Below are 17826 nucleotides of genomic sequence, written 5' to 3'. Positions count from 1 at the left end.
ATATCAATATGAGATTAGTTAAAAGTTAACGCTATGTCGCCACAATTATTGCAATATCCTTGCGTGGCGGCATCATTGAGCACCGAGTGCCGGTAACAGCCCGAGACTGCCGCGGCTACAAATTAAGGAAGACTCCATCACATCTTGCCAGCCTAACACGGCGCCTCAATAACCCTCACCCTTTTATTAGTGAAAAAAATCATAACAATTATGATCAATATTTTATTTACAAAAACCAACAAGCGAGAGTATTAATTTAATCACTCTTAACCACGCCGAGTAAATTCACATGAGCAAACCACTTCCAGCGGCAATATATGTCTTAGGGTTTACCCTATTTGCCATGACCACATCGGAATACATGGTCGCAGGATTAATAACATCAATGTCCTCTGATTTAGGGGTTTCTATTCCTAAAGTTGGATATTTAATTACCATTTATTCATTAGGTATGGTTTTCGGCGGTCCATTACTCGCGACGTTTTTAGTCAAACTGAGTAATAAAGCAGCATTATTGACAATTACCGGCATATTTCTTGTCGCCCAGATCGTCGCAACCGTTTCTGCGACCTATGATCTGTTAGCAATGGCAAGGTTCGCTACCGGATTATCTTCGGCTGCTTTCTTCGGCTTTGCGTTGTTGACGGCGGCAAAAATGGTTCCGCCGGAACGCTTTGGCGTTGCAGCCTCTATCGTATTGGGCGGGATGATGATAGCGACGGTCGCGGGGCTGCCAATATCGGCAATCCTTGATCAGTATTATGGCTGGAGAGTCTCCTTCGCATTGATTATTGCCCTCACCGCGTTCGCCGGAATAGGTATTATTCTGATTGTGCCTAAATTCACGGCAGAGGCTACGGGCAGTATTAAGGCTGAATTTAGCTCAATTATAAACGGCTCAATCTGGGGTGCATTTGTCACGAGCTTTTTTATTATTGCGGCGACCTTCGCGACATTCAGCTACTTCGTGCCCTATTTTGAAAAAACTGTCGGTTTCGATTCATCTTATATTCCAGCCATTCTCTTTGCTTACGGTGTATTTACGGTAATAGGTAATTTCCTGGTAGGTCGCTTAGCCGATAAATCACCGATTAAAGTGGTTTTCGTCGGTAGCATCGTGCTGGTATTTGCGCTGTTTGGGATTTACACCTTTTTTGATAATAAAATACTGGTTCTGATATCGGTCATGGTATTAGGGCTTACAGGTATTACGCTCACGCCTGCCATGTCCTCACGCGTTTTTAAAGCAGCGCCGAATACGTCACTGATTAATACCATGCATACTTCAGTGATTTGCCTTGGCGTAGTTGTCGGCTCTTGGGGCGGCGGCTATGCCATTGACCAAGGCTTGGGCTATCGCTCTCCGGCGTTGATCGGTATTTTCCTTGCCGGTTTAGCGATTGTCACCCTACTGCCTGTTTTGAAAAATAACCGTTACGATCAGCCTGCTGTTAACCCCCAGGCCAATATCTGACATTTTTAATGGGGCTCGGGAAATGAAAGAGGCCTTAGCATTGCGTTAGTCAAGGTTGCAGGTTTGGAGAATCTCTCTCCAGACCTGAAATTGCGTCACTGCCATGGCCAACTGAATACCCAGTTGGGTTTGCCAGGGGATTAAACTTCCGAAGACTGATTATCCAACCACTGATAAACCGACGACAGATCCTGAGCGCCAAACCCGTCTTCCACCGCCTCTTGCCAGAGGTCGGCAATTTTATCCAGCACCGGCATCGTCGTCGGAGGAGCCAGCGTTAGCGCCAACTTTGCATCCTTCAACGCATGAGTGAGTTGCATTTGCGGCGCATATTGATGCTTCGCGATCGCATCCAGTTTTACTTTGATATAGGGCGCAGCCAACGGGCCGCCCTCAAGCGCGCTCCAGAACTGCTCCGGGGTGAAGCCCAGACTTTTCGCTAAAAGCGTACTCTCTGCAACCCCTTGCATCATCGAAATAAGCCAGGCGTTCAGTATCAGCTTCATTTTCTGGCTGTTACCCGCAGCACCGAACCATTGCGTACCGCGTGATATGGCCGCGAAGACCTGTTCGGCGGCGGCACACTTCTCTTGCTCACCGCTGGCGAGGACCAGAATTTGTGCGTTCTCTGCTGGCGCTTTGGTACCGGAAACAGGTGCATCAACAAACGGCATGCCGGGCTGTAGCTGCTTGAGCAACGCGATAGCATCCTGGGTTTCCTGCACACCAATGGTTCCCATCTGGCAATAAATTGCCTGCGGCTTACAGGCCGGTGCGATATCAGCCAGTACCGAGAGTGTGGCATCGCCATCGCTCAACATACTGATAATAACATCGACATCAGCCACGGCCTGCTGTGGCAGCGCATAACATGTTAAGCCGGAGGCCAGTAAATCATCACCTCTTCCCGGCGAGCGGTTCCATGCTGCAACGGTAAAACCCTTCTTCAGCAAGTTATGGGCAAAAGCATGCCCCATGGCTCCCAGCCCCAACACCGTAACCTTTGGTAAATTCATCATTTTTTCCCTGCGTCCTGATTAGTGCCAATATATTTTTACGTGGATTATGTCAGCAGCAGCACTGGCTCTGCGCCGACGAAGTTCACCGCAATACGCCCCCCTGCCGACGCCCAAAACAACCCGCTCCAACTGCCCGTCGCGATCAAATCCCCCGCACGTAGTGGTTGAGATTGACTTGCCGTATGGCGGGCAAGCCAGGGGATGGTGCTCAACGGGTCGCCGAAAGGATGGCTCCCACACCCGGTCATTATCAGCGCCTGATCCACCTGTATAGAGATGCCCATCGTGCGCCATAGCGGATTGGGTGTAAACGCCTGTTCCTCGCCCAGAATCAACGCGCGGCTAATTTGTTGGTCCGCCAACCGTAACAACGCGTCCGCCGCGTCGGCCTCGTCCCACCGGGTATCGCAAAGCTCGATCCCCGGCATCCAGGCGTCAATAGCGGAGTAAACCGTGGATAAATCACAACCGGCATCCAGATCGCGCCCCAGTCGGACAACAATCTCGGCCTCAATGCCACGAGCAAAACAGAATCCCGACGGCACCTGCCAACCAGAAGCATATACCGCCGCTTCCGGCACCCTGGCGGTACTGGGTGCCCCTCCCGGTGCCCCGCCCAACTTCCAGATATTTGCCGTTCCGCCGCGAAACCACCCCAGGGCATCGGCAACTTGCTGCTGCACCGCATACGCGTCGGCGTCCGACGCTAGGCTTAATCCACCAGTCGATTGCCGCGTGCCAGTTTGCCATCCACGAACTAATCGCGCGGCTACGCACTCTACCATTGTCATAAAGGCAGCTCGCTTTTTCGCCGCCGAGCCTGAGCCGGCCCCGGCCGCTCACAAGCCAGAAATCGTCCGCGCCCCTTTTCTCCTCGTGGTTCACCATCCCAAACAACCTCCCCCCGCGAAAGGGTCATCGCCGGCCAGGCGCTCAACTGCATACCGGCATAGGGGGTGTAATCGACATTGTGGTGCAGCATGTCATTCGTCAGGGTAAAGACACGATCATCATCCCAGATAACCAGATCGGCATCTGCGCCAATAGCAATGCTGCCTTTACGGGGATAGAGGCCGTACAGTTCCGCCGCATGGGTTGATGTCAGGGCGACAAAGGTCTGTGGCGTAATCCGCCCGGTACGAACCCCTTCCGACCTCAGCAACGCCATTCGGGTTTCCACGCCGGGAATCCCGTTAGCAATCTTATCGAAGGAAGCCTGCTCACCATGCGCTTTCTTACCATCTGGGGCATCGAATCTATAGGGAGCATGGTCAGAGGAAAAAACCTCGAAAGCGCCGCTTTCCAGACCATCCCAGATAACCTGCTGGTTAGCAGCATCCCGCGGCGGCGGGCTGCAAATACAGCGTGCCCCCTCAAAACTATCATCGCAACCCAAGTCATCGGCGGTTAAAAACAGATATCTGAGTTCATGCGTCCTCTTCATCCACAATGCGCACGGCACCACGTGCCGCACTGGTGGTTAATGCTGCATAAGCTTTTAACGCTGCCGAAACCCGGCGCTGACGCGCGGCCGGCTTCCATGCTTTTGTTCCCCTGGCAACCATTTGTTGCCTGCGTTGCTCAAGGATTTCATCATCAACCCTCAGTTGGATAGAACGCGCCGGGATATCAATGTTGATAACATCGCCATTTTCGATCAACGCAATCGTGCCACCTTCAGCCGCCTCAGGCGAAACATGGCCAATCGACAGGCCTGACGAGCCGCCGGAGAAACGGCCATCGGTGATCAGCGCGCATTTTTTGTTTAGCCCTTTTGACTTCAGGTAACTGGTCGGATAAAGCATTTCCTGCATCCCCGGCCCGCCACGGGGGCCTTCATAACGCACCACGACCACATCGCCAGCACAGACCTCACCGGAAAGTATTGCTTCAACCGCCTCATCCTGGCCTTCGAATACTCGGGCCACACCGCTGAAGCTGAGCATTTCGGGAGCAACACTGGCGGTTTTCACAATACAACCATCAAGCGCAATATTGCCGGATAGTACTGCCAGCCCGCCATCACGGGAAAAAGCATGCGGTACATCACGAATGGCGCCAGAGGTTCTGTTAGTGTCTAACGCCGGATAATAGTTATCCTGGCTAAATGCCCTATGGGTGCGAACGCCGCCTGGCGCGGCACGATAGAAACGCCTGACGGCATCATCTGTTGTGGACTTTACATCCCAGTGGGCCAGAGCCTCGCCCAGCGACGACGCATGCACCGTCGGTAACTCAGTATGAATCAAGTTTGCGCGCGCCAGTTCAGCCATGATGCCCATCACGCCACCCGCCCGATGAACATCCTCCATATGCACATCCGGCACCGCCGGTGACACTTTGCATAGCACTGGCACGCGGCGAGATAAACGATCAATGTCCGCCATGGAAAAATCGACGCGTGCTTCATAAGCGGCAGCCAGTAAATGCAACACGGTGCTTGATGAAAAAACTGATGCGGGGATTATTATCCACGCAGAAAACACAAAATTACCGGCCGAATTAAATTATCAAAAACTATTGTCCGAACCGTTAATTGCTGCAGTTCCCGCTGCCTGGGTCAGACAACAGCAACTGACGCTGAACGATGGCAAACTGTGCCCGTCATCGGTGATCGAAGCGCCATTGATTATATTTCCGCAACATCTGGCGCCCGCGTTCTATTCGCTGGTAATGAGCTACTACACCTCTTACGGAAAAAATGCGCATATCGTGCAATATGCTATTCAGATGCAAACGATTATTAGCCTGGTGGCCGCAGGCATGGGTATCGCGCTGGTGCCAACTCACTGCGTCATTTAGCCAGAACCGACGTCATCTATCTCGATCTGCTGGCCGATGCGCCACATCTTGATACCGGCATTGCCTGGCGTAATAAGGGGAACCAAGCCGCAACGTTGCAAAATCTGCTCGATATCACCCTGATGCATCGATGATTACCGATAGCGAACACCGCGTTTGCAAATCACCAATTGATCTTGCCCACGAATAGTGGACACGCTGTTAAGTGAGTAAAGTCATTAACAGGTGAACGATGGCGCAAGCAAAATCCATGAAAAAAGCGGCCCGAAAATTTAAGGCCACGACGAACAGCCAGCATAACCAACTGGCCGAACCTGGTACAACAGGGTTTCTGACACGGCAGACTGGGCTCACGGTCGCTGGCGACAAATCTGCCGGGTGTACCCACGGATTTCATACCGGTTATGCTAGCGGTATGCCGGAGATAACAGCCCTCTCGTTTCCGTCAAAGGCGTCGATTTTCTGCTGGATGCGCATCTATCGATGCTTGACTGGGAAGCGCTTTACGTCAAACAAGGGCTCTCTGTAACCTCATTTTGCTTTAATAAGGAATGATGAAAAACGACATGGCAACCATCAAAGAAATACATATCGCGGCCGCACTCATCGTTCGTTCGGATGGACGAGTCTTGTTGGTCAGAAAACGCGGCACCGCCGCTTTCATGCAGCCCGGCGGCAAGATAGAACGCGGCGAAAAACCCATAGCAGCGCTTTGCCGTGAGCTTCAGGAAGAGCTGAATGTGCAGGTTTCCGCGTCCGCGCCCGAGTATATCGGTAAGTTCGCCGCACCCGCCGTCAACGAGCCAGGCTGGACGGTTGTAGCCGAAATATTCAAGGTTCACATTTCAGAACCTGTTTCCCCAGCCGCCGAGATAGCAGAAATCATCTGGTTTCAACCGGGACAAGATAAAGGAGTGAACCTGGCGCCACTTACAAAAGACCATGTGCTGCCGCTGTTAAATCCGGTCTAGCAAGGCAGCCAAAATGGCGGTTGGCAACGGCATGTCCTCGTTGCCAACCGCTCTCCCTCCAGGCACCTAAGCCTGCCCGAACTGAATGTTCAACGTGCCAGGAAAAGCGCAGAAGTCCATATGCGCGATTGATCACTTTGCCGGGCACTGATAAATAGCGCGTGTTCCTTTTTCTCAGGCAACGGTAATTCACCGATCTGAATGTCACCGCTGAGATCACGCGGCAACGCTTTCTCGGTCACGGCTTCGATCTCAATCTGTAACTCTGTTCCTGGCAGGCTAAATGTCAGTTTCCCTGCACGCAATAGCTCGTTACCATCCAGTTCAGTGAAAAACGTGGGGGCGTATGCATGTGGATTAGGTGCCAGAGGATCGCCAACTTTTATATAACCATTAATATCCAGTTGCAGGCGAATGCGCGCCTGTTCCAGCCCACCGGTAATGACGTTGATGGTGTCGCTGTCACCATTGGTGTCGGTGCGCAAACCGATCTGTGTGTGGCTTTTACGCCAGAGGGTTTGTTCCGGGTGGTCCGCGCCGGTAAGTCGGAAATGATTGATAGGCGAGCCCAGAACCTCAACTTCGCCATGCCAGTATGCCCCTCGATAACGATCTTTAATGCGCGCGCCGCTGAGCCTGACACGAAATTCACGCGTTGAGCGCCCCAGTTCAGCGTGCAAATCCCGCTCCCAGACCACTTTTTCCCCATCAAAGAGCGTAACGGACTCCCAGCCTGCGTCACCCAACAAGCGATAACTGAGTGCACGGGCAGTGCTGAAAGCGGCAACATCACCCATCAATGCATCACCTGCTCGCAGTTCGGCATAACTGCGCTCGCCCGTAGTTGCAAAGGTATGGCGAGCGCGTAATGCCTGCGCCACGCCTTTGCGATCAAACCGTTCCGCCAGAACACCGGTCAGGCCGCCGCGCGAACCAAATACCGCCGTCGCCGGAACGCCGCCGCCGCACCGCCCCTGATGTTCATCACTGTTTGCCGAAGCACCAAGACGATAACCACGCTCCAGCGCTTCGGCATACACCCAGTGGAACTGTCCCCATGCCGACCCGACTTCAATCAGACGCTCCAGTTCCGGATGGTGCCAGTCAAGGTTACAACGGCGCCCGCCGATGTGTGGGATTAACAGGTGTTTGTGCGGCTCGCGCGCATAGGCGGCATAGAGCTCGTCCAGAGGCCAGGCACCTGGCTTGATTGTGCCGGCCGTGAATTCGTTCCATTCAAACGAGCGAACCAGCCGGCCCTGATTATCGAAAGGAAACTGTGGTTCGTCGTCTTCAAGGAACACCACGTTGTGATCACCACCGGCACAGGTATTACCGCACCACTCCGTACCGGAATAGCAGACGAAACGGTCGGGCGTATTCAGCGCGTTGATTAACTTGACCGCGTGTTTCCAACGCGCCTCGGTAACGTTGAAGTCGTTTGCCGTATAACCGAGGATATCCAACCCCGCCACATCCCGTCCGTAGCTGAGGTTATAGAGCGTGTCATTGGTGCCGACGGTATCGTCGGAGTGCACATGAAGATCGGCATAGAGCGGGCGCAGTTTCGTGGCAGTCTCTTCAATGGTGATCCACGCCTGCCCCGGCAGTTGCGGTAGGTCGTCCAGCACGGCGCTAATCTGCCATTCACCCGCGCTCAGAGTGAGATCGCTAATACGGGTTACCGCCCAGCCCTGCGCGGCCAGGGTAAAGCGCTGCTGCTGTGTCTGCCCGGATGTGGACGTCAACGTGAGATTGCCCGCCAGCGGCAGCTCACGACAGGTATTCCCCCACACGTCATCCAGGCGAACGATCGCATCAAAGGCGGTGCCCGGCGGGATCAGCCGCGGTGCGATAACGGAAAGCGACGCGGGTGCCCCCGGCACGATATCAAGCAGCACATCGCCCGGCACTTCTGCAAATTTTGAACTGCCCAACGGATCAACAAACAGGCGGAATCGGAAGTCTTTTTCCACAAAACTCTGCACGCGCGTGCCACCACCACCCCGGCGCCGGTCGCCAAGACGAATGTGGATCTGGTCTCCAGGATTGAGATACCCATCAATGATATCGATCAGAATGGCTTTCTGAAACGGCCGCTCATGCCCTTTCTGATCGAAGCGCACCTTAAGATGCTGCACGGTGGCCGGGCTTTGGCCGGGCAGTAAGGGGCCCGCCTGATACTCGGCGCTGACAAAGTTTGCCGCTGCGGGATCGCTGGTCTGAAAAAGCGCCCAGTCCGAATAAAATTTAAAGGCCAGCTTAAGCCACGCCCCGTCGGCCAGCCCACTGGCACCGACGGTATAGGTCAACACCATTTCCTCCCAGGAGCCGGCCGTGATGCGCCGGTGGGAACAGTGAACGCCGCCCAAAAACGGCCGAGCTTTGTTCTGCTCATACAACCCTTCAGGTGCAATGTATTCTCCCGCATCGCGGATATCAAACTGACTCACGGTATACCTCTTTGAATATTAACGGGCACGCCAGCGCTGATAGCGCTGTTCAACGCGGCGAAAAACAAGATTTTCCATTAGCCAGGCGATCAGCCCGATCAGGCAAATCCCCAGCAAAACCTGGCTGCTGTTGCCTGTCTGGCCGCCCATGGCGACCATCCAGCCAATCCCCTGCGAAGCGCCAAGCATTTCGGCCGCCACCAGTGCGCGCCAGGCTTGGCTAAAGCCAATACGCAGCGCCGCGGTGATGAATGGCAGCGAACTGGGCAGATAAACGTGCAGTAACAATTGACTGGCGCTCGCCCCCAGCGTGCGTGCGGCACGGACTTCACCACCGCGAATTCCGCGGATGCCTTCCTGGATAGTGATACACATGGGAAACAACGCCGCGATAAAGATCACCACCACGATTGAGGTGAGGCCCAAACCAAAAATCAGCAGCATCAACGGTGCCCAGGCAATGGGGGGAATAGCCATAAACAGGCTGTTGAGCGGCGTGATGAAATCACGAAAACGATCGGACAAGCCGGCGCTGGTGCCCAGAATCAGTGCCATCAGTACCGCCAGGGTAAAGCCTGCAAATTCCTCCAACAGGCTGGCCCACAGTTGAGCCCAGATCGAGCCGTCGCTGAACCAGCGCACCGCTTCATTCCAGACATCCCAGGGTTGTGGCAATACGTAAGCGGGATAACGGCTAGCCACGGCTATCCAGACCAGCAACAGAAACGGAAGCGATGCCCAACCCCAGTTAGGTTTAACCCCTTTCACGGCTGCAACCCTGCCTTTTGCAGCCATTGCGTATCGACCACCTCATTCACATCAGGCGATTGCTGCATGTAACCCAGCGCCTGTGAATCAACCATCAACCGCTGAATAAAGGCTTTATCCTTATCGGTTAAGGTGACCGACCAGCCGATACGCTGACGCGCATTTTTGACCAGCTCTTCAGGTGAAAGCGTTTTTCCCTGTGCTGTTTTGATTGCCTGTAACCTGAAGGCATCGGCGATGATTTTGTCGGCTGCCGCAGGATGCTGATTGATGAAGTCGACCGCTTTTTTGTGGGCGCGCAGCAGTTTAACCACGTCATCAGGACGATCTTTCAGCGTTTCCGGCTGTGCCATCAGCACATACCAGGGATAGTTTGGCTGCGCCTGATTAACGTCAAACAATACTCTGGCATCGCCACGCAGTACCGCCTCGCTGATGAAGGGCTCCCAGGTGAAGGCGGCATCCACCACGCCCTGGCGCAGGGCGGCGGGCATATTACCAGCGGGCATACTCACAACCTGTACATCTTTATCCGCTGTCAGTTTTGCCTGCTGCTCCAGCACCAAACCACGCAGTAACACATCCATACCGCTGCCTTTTTTCACGCCGGCAATTCGCTTCCCTTTCAGGCCGGACAACTGCGTGATATTGCTGCCAGTCGGTACCATCAGCGCCGCCTGGCCACTGTTTACTTTGGCGATGATCTGCCCCTTCAGGCCGCGTGAATACCACTGAAACACGGGGGGTGCGCCAATGTACGCAGCATCCAACTCGTGCGCCGCCAGCGCCTGGCTAATCACCGGCCCGTCGCCAAAAGATTTCAGCTCAACGTTCAACCCTTCCTGTTTATAAAAGCCCTCTTTCTCTGCGATCAGCGCAGGCGCGTTTGCCAGGGCGTAAACCCAGCCAATGCGCAGCGGTGCGGTATCTGCCGCAAAGACAGATGAGGAGATAAGAAGCCCTGGTATCAACACGGTGAAAAGTGATTTGCTCATAATAATGTCTCTGTTTTTAGTGTGTTGGCGACTGTTGCATCACGTCACTGATGCGCTTAAGGAGTTCATTGCGATAAGCGGTGAAAGCGGGTAATTGGCGTGTTTCAAGATTGCTCCGCGGGCGTGGCAAATCGATAGTGAGTTCACTGTGAATACCGCCCGGCGCCCGGTTAAGCACGATAACGCGATCGGCAAGGAACACGGCCTCATCAATATCGTGCGTGATAAATACCGTCGTCTGACCAAGGGCAGACCATAGGCGCAGCGTCTCTTCGTTCATGTCACCACGCGTAATGGCATCAAGCGCGGCAAACGGTTCGTCCATTAACAGCACGCTGGGCTCCAGTGCCAACGCTCGCGCTAGCGAAACGCGCTGCTGCATACCACCAGACATTTGATGTGGCAGAGAGTCTGCCGCATGGTCGAGGCCCACGCGCGCCAGGTACTGCCGAGCAAGCGCGCGTTGCGCTTTCTTATCGCCCTGGTTGCGCATACGCAGGCCGAAGCGCACATTTTCCAGTGCGCTAAGCCAGCCAAACAGTTGAGGTTGTTGAAAGACATATCCCAGAGCAGCATTCTCTGGGTACGTTTTTTCCCCGCGCACCCGTATGCTGCCCTGTTCGGGTTGAGTAAAACCCGCAAGCAGATTCAGCAGTGTGCTTTTGCCGCAGCCGGAGGGGCCCAGTAACACCACAAACTCGCCGTCCCGGGCGTGGAAGCTAAAATCACGGAACACCGTTGCGCCGCCGGGATAGCAAAACGTTATCTGGTCTACCTTCAGCGTGGGTGTACTGCGTATATTCATCTGGGCCGCTCTGTGAAAGAATAAGTGGATGAAGTAATAATACGTATTAATACAAGTTGATCTAAGATCGCTTCTCACTAAATTAGATCCGAACGGAATACAACCTATCTGGAGAGTGCATGACACTGGTGCGTGAAAATCTGACCTCGTTATATCGGCAAATTGCCGATACGCTACAGCAAGAGATTGCGGCGGGGCTCTATCAGCCGAGCGGCAAGCTGCCGTCGGAATCCGCGTTGGAACAACGGTTTGGCGTCAGCCGGGTGACCGTGCGTCTTGCATTAAAGTCCCTGACTGAAAACGGTCTGGTGGAGAGGAAGCAAGGGAAAGGAACCTATGTTTCAGGAAAAAAAGTGGCGCACGGTATTCACATCATGCGCAGCTTTCACGAATCGCTGAAACAGCAGGGCCTAAATGCCACAATGCGGCTGCTGCAGCGCAAAACGGTGGCAACGCCCAATGCACTACGCGAGCTGTTAGGCGAGAATGCGGCCCTGACCTTTGTCGCACGGCTTCATCTGGTGGATGATGAACCCATTGCCGTAGGCTACAGCCATTTTTCAGTCTTTACGCAGGAATTAACCTGGCAACAAACCGAACAGGAGACAACCTGGTCGCTGCTGGAGAAAAGTGCCCGGCAGCCGATCCTGCGATCGGAAATCGCCATCCGGCTCACTTATGCCGACAAAGCGCTTGCCGGTATTCTGCAGATCAACAAGGGGGTGCCACTGTTTCAGATGGAGCGAATCTCATGGTTCGCAGACAACCATTGTGCTGAACACACTGTGTTTTACATCATCCCGGAACGCTATGAATTCACCTGGAGTAACGGGTGAAAAAAGAAGGTGTTCGTTATCGCTAACCAGAATGATGCCATAAATGCCCGCGCGGCCTGGATGGCGATACAGCAACCAGACCACGATTTATCCACCAAAACTAAAGAGCCGCCGTCGGGGCTGGTTTGGCATCAACATAGCGTTTAGGCGCTGATCCCGGTGTATCGTTGGCCTATGCACGGCAACACAAAAAATTATGATTTAACGTAATCGGTGTACGCATTCTGCAACGCGATATGGTCGGCAATATACTTTGCATCATGCCATACGCCATAGATAAATGAAGAAGCGCGGTTGACCAAATTCGGCAGGCCTACAAAGTAAATGCCACGTTCCGCGGAAATACCACGTTTATGAAAAGGTAAGCCGTTCTCATCAAATGCATCCACCTGCAACCAGCTGAAATCAAATTTAAACCCCGTGGCCCAAATAATATTGGTGATACCGGCAGCGGTAATATCCAACTGTGATAGCGGATTGATCAGGCATTCTGGATCCGGCAGCAAGTTCCAGGCTTGTGGTTCTGGCGGCAAATCGAGGCCATTCCGTTCAATATAGGCATCGGCATCGCGTAATACGTCAAAATAAGCTTTATCACCCTCCGCAATATTCTCCGCCAGCCCCTCGGCAAAGCTCAATATCCCGTTTTCCCAGCGACTGGTGATGCCCACCAGGGTAATACCCAGGTACGCAAGACGGCGAAAGTCAACGGTTCTGCCACCTTCATAACCACTCACCGCAAACGCCACATGCTCCTTCTTGGGTTTAATTTTCACTTCATCCCATAACCCGAGCGCGCCAAGCCACCAGCAATAGTCGCGATCGCGATACGAACGTGGCGGACGATAATGCTCACCCACCGACAAATACACGTCGCGGCCGGAATGTCGCAGCTCTTCGGCAATTTGCGTCCCGGACGCGCCGGCACCGACCACCAATACACCGCCAGCCGGCAGCTGCCGTGGATTTTTATATGTGGAAGAATGGATCTGGTGCAGCGCCGCACTCTCCGGCACAATCTTCGGAAATGACGGTTTCTGGAATGGTCCGGTAGCCGCTACCACATTGGCCGCTTCAAACTCCCCCTTCGAGGTGATGACGTTAAAACCGCTGCGCCCCGACAGGCGCGTGACTTGGTAGACGTCGACGCCGGTACGTACTGGCGCGTTGAGCATTTTGACGTAATCTTCGAAATATTGCGCCATGCGCGCTTTAGGCGGGAAAGCTTCCTGGGAAATATCATCGAATTTCAGCGACGGGAAGCGATCATGCCAGGCGGGGCCATTGGCAACCAGCGAATCCCAGCGTTCAGAACGCCAGCGTTCAGCAATGCGGCTGCGCTCTAATACGGTATGCGGTACGCCCATAAGTGAAAGATGCTCACTCATCGCAATACCGGCCTGACCCGCACCGACAATCACGGTATTAATTTTTTCTACTAACATATGGAATCCCTAAATATAATCGACCCCAATTTTTTCATTGCTGATCATCATCGGGTGTCGTATTAATGATAATCAGGATGTTTAAATACAGCGCACAGGGAAAGCCCGACACTGGCTGAATCAATCAGTGCCCTGCTTCAACATTCAATACCTTCCCTAATCCTAAAAACTTGTTGGCAATAATTAATATCACCGCTGTCACGGTAATATAAATTACCGAAAGTGCCGCCAGGGTCGGATCGGCAAATTCACGCACATAGTTGTACATGGCAACCGGCAAGGTCTGCGTCGCCTGCGTGGTAATAAATAGCGAAGCCGTGAATTCATTGAAAGAGAGAATGGCGGCAAACATCCAGCCACCAAACAGCCCAGGAAGAATCAGCGGTATGGTGATGGTCCACACCACGCGCAGCGGCGATGCGCCGAGACTTGCGGCCGCCAGCTCAATGCGTTGTTCCAGGTTTTTCAGTGAAACGTATACGCTACGCAATACAAACGGCAGCACCAACACGATATGGCAGAAAATCACCAGCCCATAGCCACGGCTAAGGCCCAGTTGCGAAACCAGCATCAACAAGCCAAGGCCGATAGTGAAATGGGGAATGAACAATGGCGATAACAGCACCCCTTCCAGCACCTGTTTACAAGAGAACGTGTAACGCTCAATGGCAATGGCCAGCGTTGTCCCAATGATCACCGCCAGCGTCGAAGCCCATGCGGTAACAATCAGCCCGGAATAAAAACCCTGGCGAAAATCGTCATAACTGACGGCACGCTCAAACCAACGCAGTGACCAGCCTTTCGGCGGGAAGAACAGCACCGATGTACTGCTGAATGCAGAGATAAAGACCACGATAGTCGGCAGCATGACGAAGACCAGAATAGCGATCACCAGCAGCCGGCCGAGCAGTGTGACCCATTTATCATTGTTTGATCGCGTCACCTTAATGCCCTCCCATCTCGTTCAGGAAACGGGTCATTCGTTTTAAAGACGCCAGCAGCAAAATTGTCAGCACTAATCCGGCAATACTCAGCGCCGCTGCAAACGGAAAGTTCATCGACGAAAAGCCAAGTTGGTAAACCAGGGTTGCCACTGTGCTCACACGACCGCCGCCAATCAGCTGTGGCGTGGCAAACGCACTGAATGTCCAGGCAAAGGCAGTGGTCAAACTGGAGACGATACCGGGAATGGATAATGGAATCGTCACCGTCAGCAAAGTGCGAACGGGCCCCGCCCCCAGACTCATCGCGGCTTTTTCGTAGTCCGGGTTGATATGTGAAAGCGCGGTAGCCAGCATCAATACCATAATCGGCATCGTTACATGCACCAGCGCCACAACAACGCCGCTCTGGGTAAACATAAATTGAATCGGTTTATCGATTAGCCCAATACTCAGCAATAGGCTATTCAGAAACCCGCTGTTACCCAGCACAATAATCCAGGAATAGGTACGTACCACTTCACCAAGAAACAGCGGCGTAATCGCCACGATCAAGATGACAGATTTGATCCACGCCGTGCGCGTGCGCACCAGTGCATATGCCAGCGGATAGCTCATCAGCAGGCCAAACACGGCAGTTTTAGCACTGAGCATCACCGTGTTGATAAACGCATTGGCATACACCGTCTTAAACAGGCTGTTAAAATTGGCCAAGGTAAATCCACCCACGTCTAGCGCGCCGGGAATATACGCCCGCACGCTAAACTGCATGACGGTGAACATAGCGACAATCAGCCCGAGCGCAGTCAGCATGGCGGGAATGATGAACCAGGGTAAAAATGTCGGATTTTTCGTCATAGACGTGACTGCCTGAATAAAGTGTTGCGGCCAACCGTTAAGTGACGGGCAGCAGCGAGCGCCGCCCGTTGAACTCAATGCGACATGATGTTTTCAGAGAACCACTGCCGCCATTCCGCGGTTTTCTCGGCACGCAGTTCCGGGTCGGTGTTGATGGTGGCATCCCATTGAGCGGCGGTGGTCAGCATGCCCGGCAGTTTCGCCAGTTCTGGATCAATATGCGCGTTGGTTACCGTCGGACTACCGCGGTAAATCGTCGCCACCTGTTCCTGAATATCCGGCCTCAGCGCGATATTCAGGAACGTGTAGGCAAGATCGACGTGTTTAGTGCCTTTATTGATGCCGAGGGTATCCACACCGAGAATTGCGCCCTCTTTCGGGATGGCGAGCTTAACATCGACGCCTTCCTTAATCATGCTGTAGGCATTCATTGATAACATCACCTGCACCGGGGTTTCGCCGGTGGAGATCAGCTGTTGGCTATTGGCATCGTCGGTATAGAAGGATTTAATAGTAGGCATCAGCGCTTTCAACTTCGCCTGACCTTGTTCCCAATGCGCAGCATCAGTGCCAGAGAGTTTTGCGGATACCGCAATAATATGGCTCGGATCCCAGTCCGGCAGTGCCAATGTGCTTTTCAGCTCAGGTTTCCACAGGTCGTTCCAGCTAGCGAAGGTTTCGCCTTCGGGTACCAGGTCAGGGCGATAGCCGATGGTGTAGACATACCCCCACACGCCTAAGTGATACGGGCTGACCTTCGCCTGCTTCACCAGATTGACCGAATTGGGGATTTTAGTCATATCAAGCTTTTCAAACAGACCGCTGTTGGCATACAGGTAGCCGACATGTGCGGTAGTAAAGGTGACATCGGTTTCCGGTGTTCCCCCCGCCAGCCTGGCTTTACTCAAGCGATCGATCGTGCCGCCGGTGACAAACTGCACGTCCACGCCGGTTTCTTTGGTGAATTCTTTTGCGATGGTTTGCTCAATGAGATCCTTAAAACTGCCGCCCCAGGTGCTGACGATCAGCTTATCTGCAGCCATCGCGTTCCCGGCACTGAACACAGTCGTCGTCAACAACGTCAAGGCATACATCTTACGCAACATATTCTCGTCCCCAATGAATGAAATGGCCGTTATGGATGCTCTGAACCACCACTGATGCCCCACGGCGCGGCGCGCTAAAACAGTGCAAAGGTGGCTCCCTGGTGTGAAACCGATTCTGCCGCCACGCAGAGATTCGGTAAAACAGCATTTCCCTTGCTCTTGCATCAGAATTTCTGACGCTAAAAAAAGCGCTGCTTTGCAACAGATTTCCTTAAGCATGGGTAAGGCAGAAGCGAATGGGTTACAGGCATAAAGTAGGTAATTATGCTGCCATTGAAATCCAGGCATGATAAATGCATGGTGACCAGCACTATTAGAATGACTGACGAGACATTATCTCGTCGGCGATCTCAGGAGAACCTGCATGCTCAGTCGCATAACCCAGCGTCAGCTGGAATATTTTGTCGCATCCGGGGAGGCTGGCAGCATTATCGGTGCATCGGAACGTATCCATGTTTCATCACCGTCAATTTCTGCCGCTATCACACACATTGAATCCGAGCTCGGCGTACAGTTATTCGTGCGCCATCATGCGCAAGGCGTATCGCTCACGGCTATCGGGCATCAGGTATTAAAAGAGGCGAAGCTGATCCTGGAACAGATGTCAAACCTCTACACCATTGCGTCAGAATCACTCAACAACGTGCGCGGCCCATTACGGGTCGGCTGTCTGGATACGCTGGCGCCGATGCTAATCCCAGAGTTGGTGTTCGGTTTTGGCCGCGCTTTCCCGGGGGTGCGTATCACGTTGGTTGAGGGCAATCATGAGCAATTACTGAAACAGCTGCGTTCCGCCGATATCGATATCGCCCTGACCTACGATCTGGTACCTGCCAACGACATTTCGTTTCAGTCGTTGGCCCAGTTGCCGCCGTATGTGATGGTCGGCGAGCACCACCCTTTTGCTACGCAATCGGCCGTGACCATTCAGGATTTAGCCACCGAGATGATGGTGTTGCTGGATATACCTTGGAGCCGTGAATATTTTCTCGGGCTGTTTAGTGAAGCCGGTGTGGTGCCAAATATCGTCATGCGATCGAGAAATCTGGAAGTCGTGCGAGCGATGGTGGCCAACGGTGTCGGCTTTGGTATCACCAACGTGCGGCCAAAAGCTAACCTGTCGCAAGATGGCAAGCGTGTGATTCGTGTGCGACTGGCGGGCGTTAATAAGCCGATGCATCTCGGCTATGCCACTATCGCCCATGTGCAGCACTCAATGGTGGTCAATGCCTTCGCCGAACGCTGCCGCATGTTTATCTCGGATCAGTACATACCCGGTATGGCAGCACCGAGTTATTTCGATCCGCAAGTGGTGAAAGTCGCATAACCGCGCCATCGCCCAGCACGTCGGTG

General features: G+C 53.4%; 17 protein-coding genes and 1 pseudogene. 5 read left to right on the top strand and 13 right to left on the bottom strand.

Going from position 1 to position 17826, the window contains the following annotated elements:
• Nucleotides 1–289 precede the first annotated feature (289 nt).
• Nucleotides 290–1474, top strand: coding sequence for an MFS transporter (locus ABFX35_RS06070; protein WP_346079839.1), 1185 nt, complete (start codon nt 290–292; stop codon nt 1472–1474).
• Nucleotides 1475–1614: 140 nt separating this feature from the next.
• Here ABFX35_RS06070 and ABFX35_RS06065 read toward each other — a convergent pair whose 3' ends face one another.
• The 4 genes and pseudogenes from ABFX35_RS06065 to ABFX35_RS06050 all read right to left on the bottom strand — a co-directional run.
• Nucleotides 1615–2493 carry an NAD(P)-dependent oxidoreductase gene (locus ABFX35_RS06065; protein ID WP_346079837.1) on the bottom strand — a complete coding sequence of 293 codons (879 nt, stop codon included), beginning with the start codon at nt 2491–2493 and terminating at the stop codon, nt 1615–1617.
• Between the two features lie 44 nt (nt 2494–2537).
• Entirely contained in the window at nt 2538–3176 is a 639-nt protein-coding gene (locus ABFX35_RS06060) for a fumarylacetoacetate hydrolase family protein (protein ID WP_346079835.1), read from the bottom strand.
• Between the two features lie 104 nt (nt 3177–3280).
• Nucleotides 3281–3937 (bottom strand): amidohydrolase family protein, encoded by a 657-nt coding sequence (locus tag ABFX35_RS06055; RefSeq protein WP_346079833.1) that lies wholly within the window; start codon nt 3935–3937, stop codon nt 3281–3283.
• A pseudogene (locus tag ABFX35_RS06050) lies at nt 3921–4940 on the bottom strand (dihydroxy-acid dehydratase domain-containing protein); the annotation flags it as partial. The pseudogene ABFX35_RS06050 and the gene ABFX35_RS06055, both read right to left, overlap by 17 nt.
• On the opposite strand from ABFX35_RS06050, the gene ABFX35_RS06045 reads away from it, so the two are divergent.
• Nucleotides 4930–5295, top strand: coding sequence for a LysR substrate-binding domain-containing protein (locus tag ABFX35_RS06045; RefSeq protein ID WP_346079831.1), 366 nt, complete (start codon nt 4930–4932; stop codon nt 5293–5295). The pseudogene ABFX35_RS06050 and the gene ABFX35_RS06045 overlap by 11 nt on opposite strands.
• Here ABFX35_RS06045 and ABFX35_RS06040 read toward each other — a convergent pair.
• Complete coding sequence (locus tag ABFX35_RS06040; RefSeq protein ID WP_346079829.1) at nt 5292–5423, bottom strand: hypothetical protein; 132 nt, start codon at nt 5421–5423, stop codon at nt 5292–5294. The two genes, ABFX35_RS06045 and ABFX35_RS06040, sit on opposite strands and share 4 nt — an antisense overlap.
• 447 nt (nt 5424–5870) lie before the next feature.
• On the opposite strand from ABFX35_RS06040, the gene ABFX35_RS06035 reads away from it, so the two are divergent.
• Nucleotides 5871–6266 (top strand): NUDIX hydrolase, encoded by a 396-nt coding sequence (locus ABFX35_RS06035; protein WP_230469513.1) that lies wholly within the window; start codon nt 5871–5873, stop codon nt 6264–6266.
• An 89-nt stretch (nt 6267–6355) separates the two neighbouring features.
• Here the strand turns inward: ABFX35_RS06035 and ABFX35_RS06030 are convergent, their stop codons facing one another.
• Genes ABFX35_RS06030 through ABFX35_RS06015 form a run of 4 tightly spaced genes read right to left on the bottom strand, consistent with a single transcriptional unit; the run spans nt 6356 to nt 11287 of the window.
• Nucleotides 6356–8719 (bottom strand): CehA/McbA family metallohydrolase domain-containing protein, encoded by a 2364-nt coding sequence (locus ABFX35_RS06030; protein WP_346079827.1) that lies wholly within the window; start codon nt 8717–8719, stop codon nt 6356–6358.
• 18 nt (nt 8720–8737) lie between these two features.
• The gene (locus ABFX35_RS06025; RefSeq protein WP_183096564.1) at nt 8738–9487 is read right to left on the bottom strand and encodes an ABC transporter permease; all 750 of its coding nucleotides are present in this window, start codon (nt 9485–9487) and stop codon (nt 8738–8740) included.
• Entirely contained in the window at nt 9484–10482 is a 999-nt protein-coding gene (locus ABFX35_RS06020; RefSeq protein WP_346079824.1) for an ABC transporter substrate-binding protein, read from the bottom strand. The genes ABFX35_RS06025 and ABFX35_RS06020 overlap by 4 nt, the downstream gene beginning before the upstream one ends.
• A gap of 16 nt (nt 10483–10498) precedes the next feature.
• Nucleotides 10499–11287, bottom strand: a complete 789-nt coding sequence (locus ABFX35_RS06015; RefSeq protein ID WP_095844801.1) for an ABC transporter ATP-binding protein — start codon at nt 11285–11287, stop codon at nt 10499–10501.
• A 119-nt stretch (nt 11288–11406) separates the two neighbouring features.
• Between ABFX35_RS06015 and ABFX35_RS06010 the strand changes: the two genes are divergently transcribed.
• Nucleotides 11407–12123 carry a GntR family transcriptional regulator gene (locus ABFX35_RS06010; RefSeq protein WP_346079822.1) on the top strand — a complete coding sequence of 239 codons (717 nt, stop codon included), beginning with the start codon at nt 11407–11409 and terminating at the stop codon, nt 12121–12123.
• 194 nt (nt 12124–12317) lie between these two features.
• Here ABFX35_RS06010 and ABFX35_RS06005 read toward each other — a convergent pair whose 3' ends face one another.
• The 4 genes from ABFX35_RS06005 to ABFX35_RS05990 form a co-directional block, all read right to left on the bottom strand.
• On the bottom strand, nt 12318–13568 hold the full coding sequence (locus ABFX35_RS06005; RefSeq protein ID WP_346079820.1) for a flavin-containing monooxygenase: 1251 nt from the start codon (nt 13566–13568) through the stop codon (nt 12318–12320).
• Between the two features lie 124 nt (nt 13569–13692).
• The gene (locus tag ABFX35_RS06000) at nt 13693–14511 is read right to left on the bottom strand and encodes an ABC transporter permease (protein WP_346079818.1); all 819 of its coding nucleotides are present in this window, start codon (nt 14509–14511) and stop codon (nt 13693–13695) included.
• Between the two features lies 1 nt (nt 14512).
• Nucleotides 14513–15367 (bottom strand): ABC transporter permease, encoded by an 855-nt coding sequence (locus tag ABFX35_RS05995; RefSeq protein WP_095844805.1) that lies wholly within the window; start codon nt 15365–15367, stop codon nt 14513–14515.
• Nucleotides 15368–15441: 74 nt separating this feature from the next.
• The gene (locus ABFX35_RS05990) at nt 15442–16473 is read right to left on the bottom strand and encodes an ABC transporter substrate-binding protein (RefSeq protein WP_346079816.1); all 1032 of its coding nucleotides are present in this window, start codon (nt 16471–16473) and stop codon (nt 15442–15444) included.
• Between the two features lie 364 nt (nt 16474–16837).
• Between ABFX35_RS05990 and ABFX35_RS05985 the strand changes: the two genes are divergently transcribed.
• Nucleotides 16838–17800 carry a LysR substrate-binding domain-containing protein gene (locus ABFX35_RS05985; RefSeq protein ID WP_346079814.1) on the top strand — a complete coding sequence of 321 codons (963 nt, stop codon included), beginning with the start codon at nt 16838–16840 and terminating at the stop codon, nt 17798–17800.
• Nucleotides 17801–17826: the final 26 nt, after the last annotated feature.

This window comes from Gibbsiella dentisursi, assembly GCF_039539505.1.
Classification (GTDB): domain Bacteria; phylum Pseudomonadota; class Gammaproteobacteria; order Enterobacterales; family Enterobacteriaceae; genus Gibbsiella; species Gibbsiella quercinecans.
This window is presented reverse-complemented; position numbering and strand designations above follow the sequence as displayed.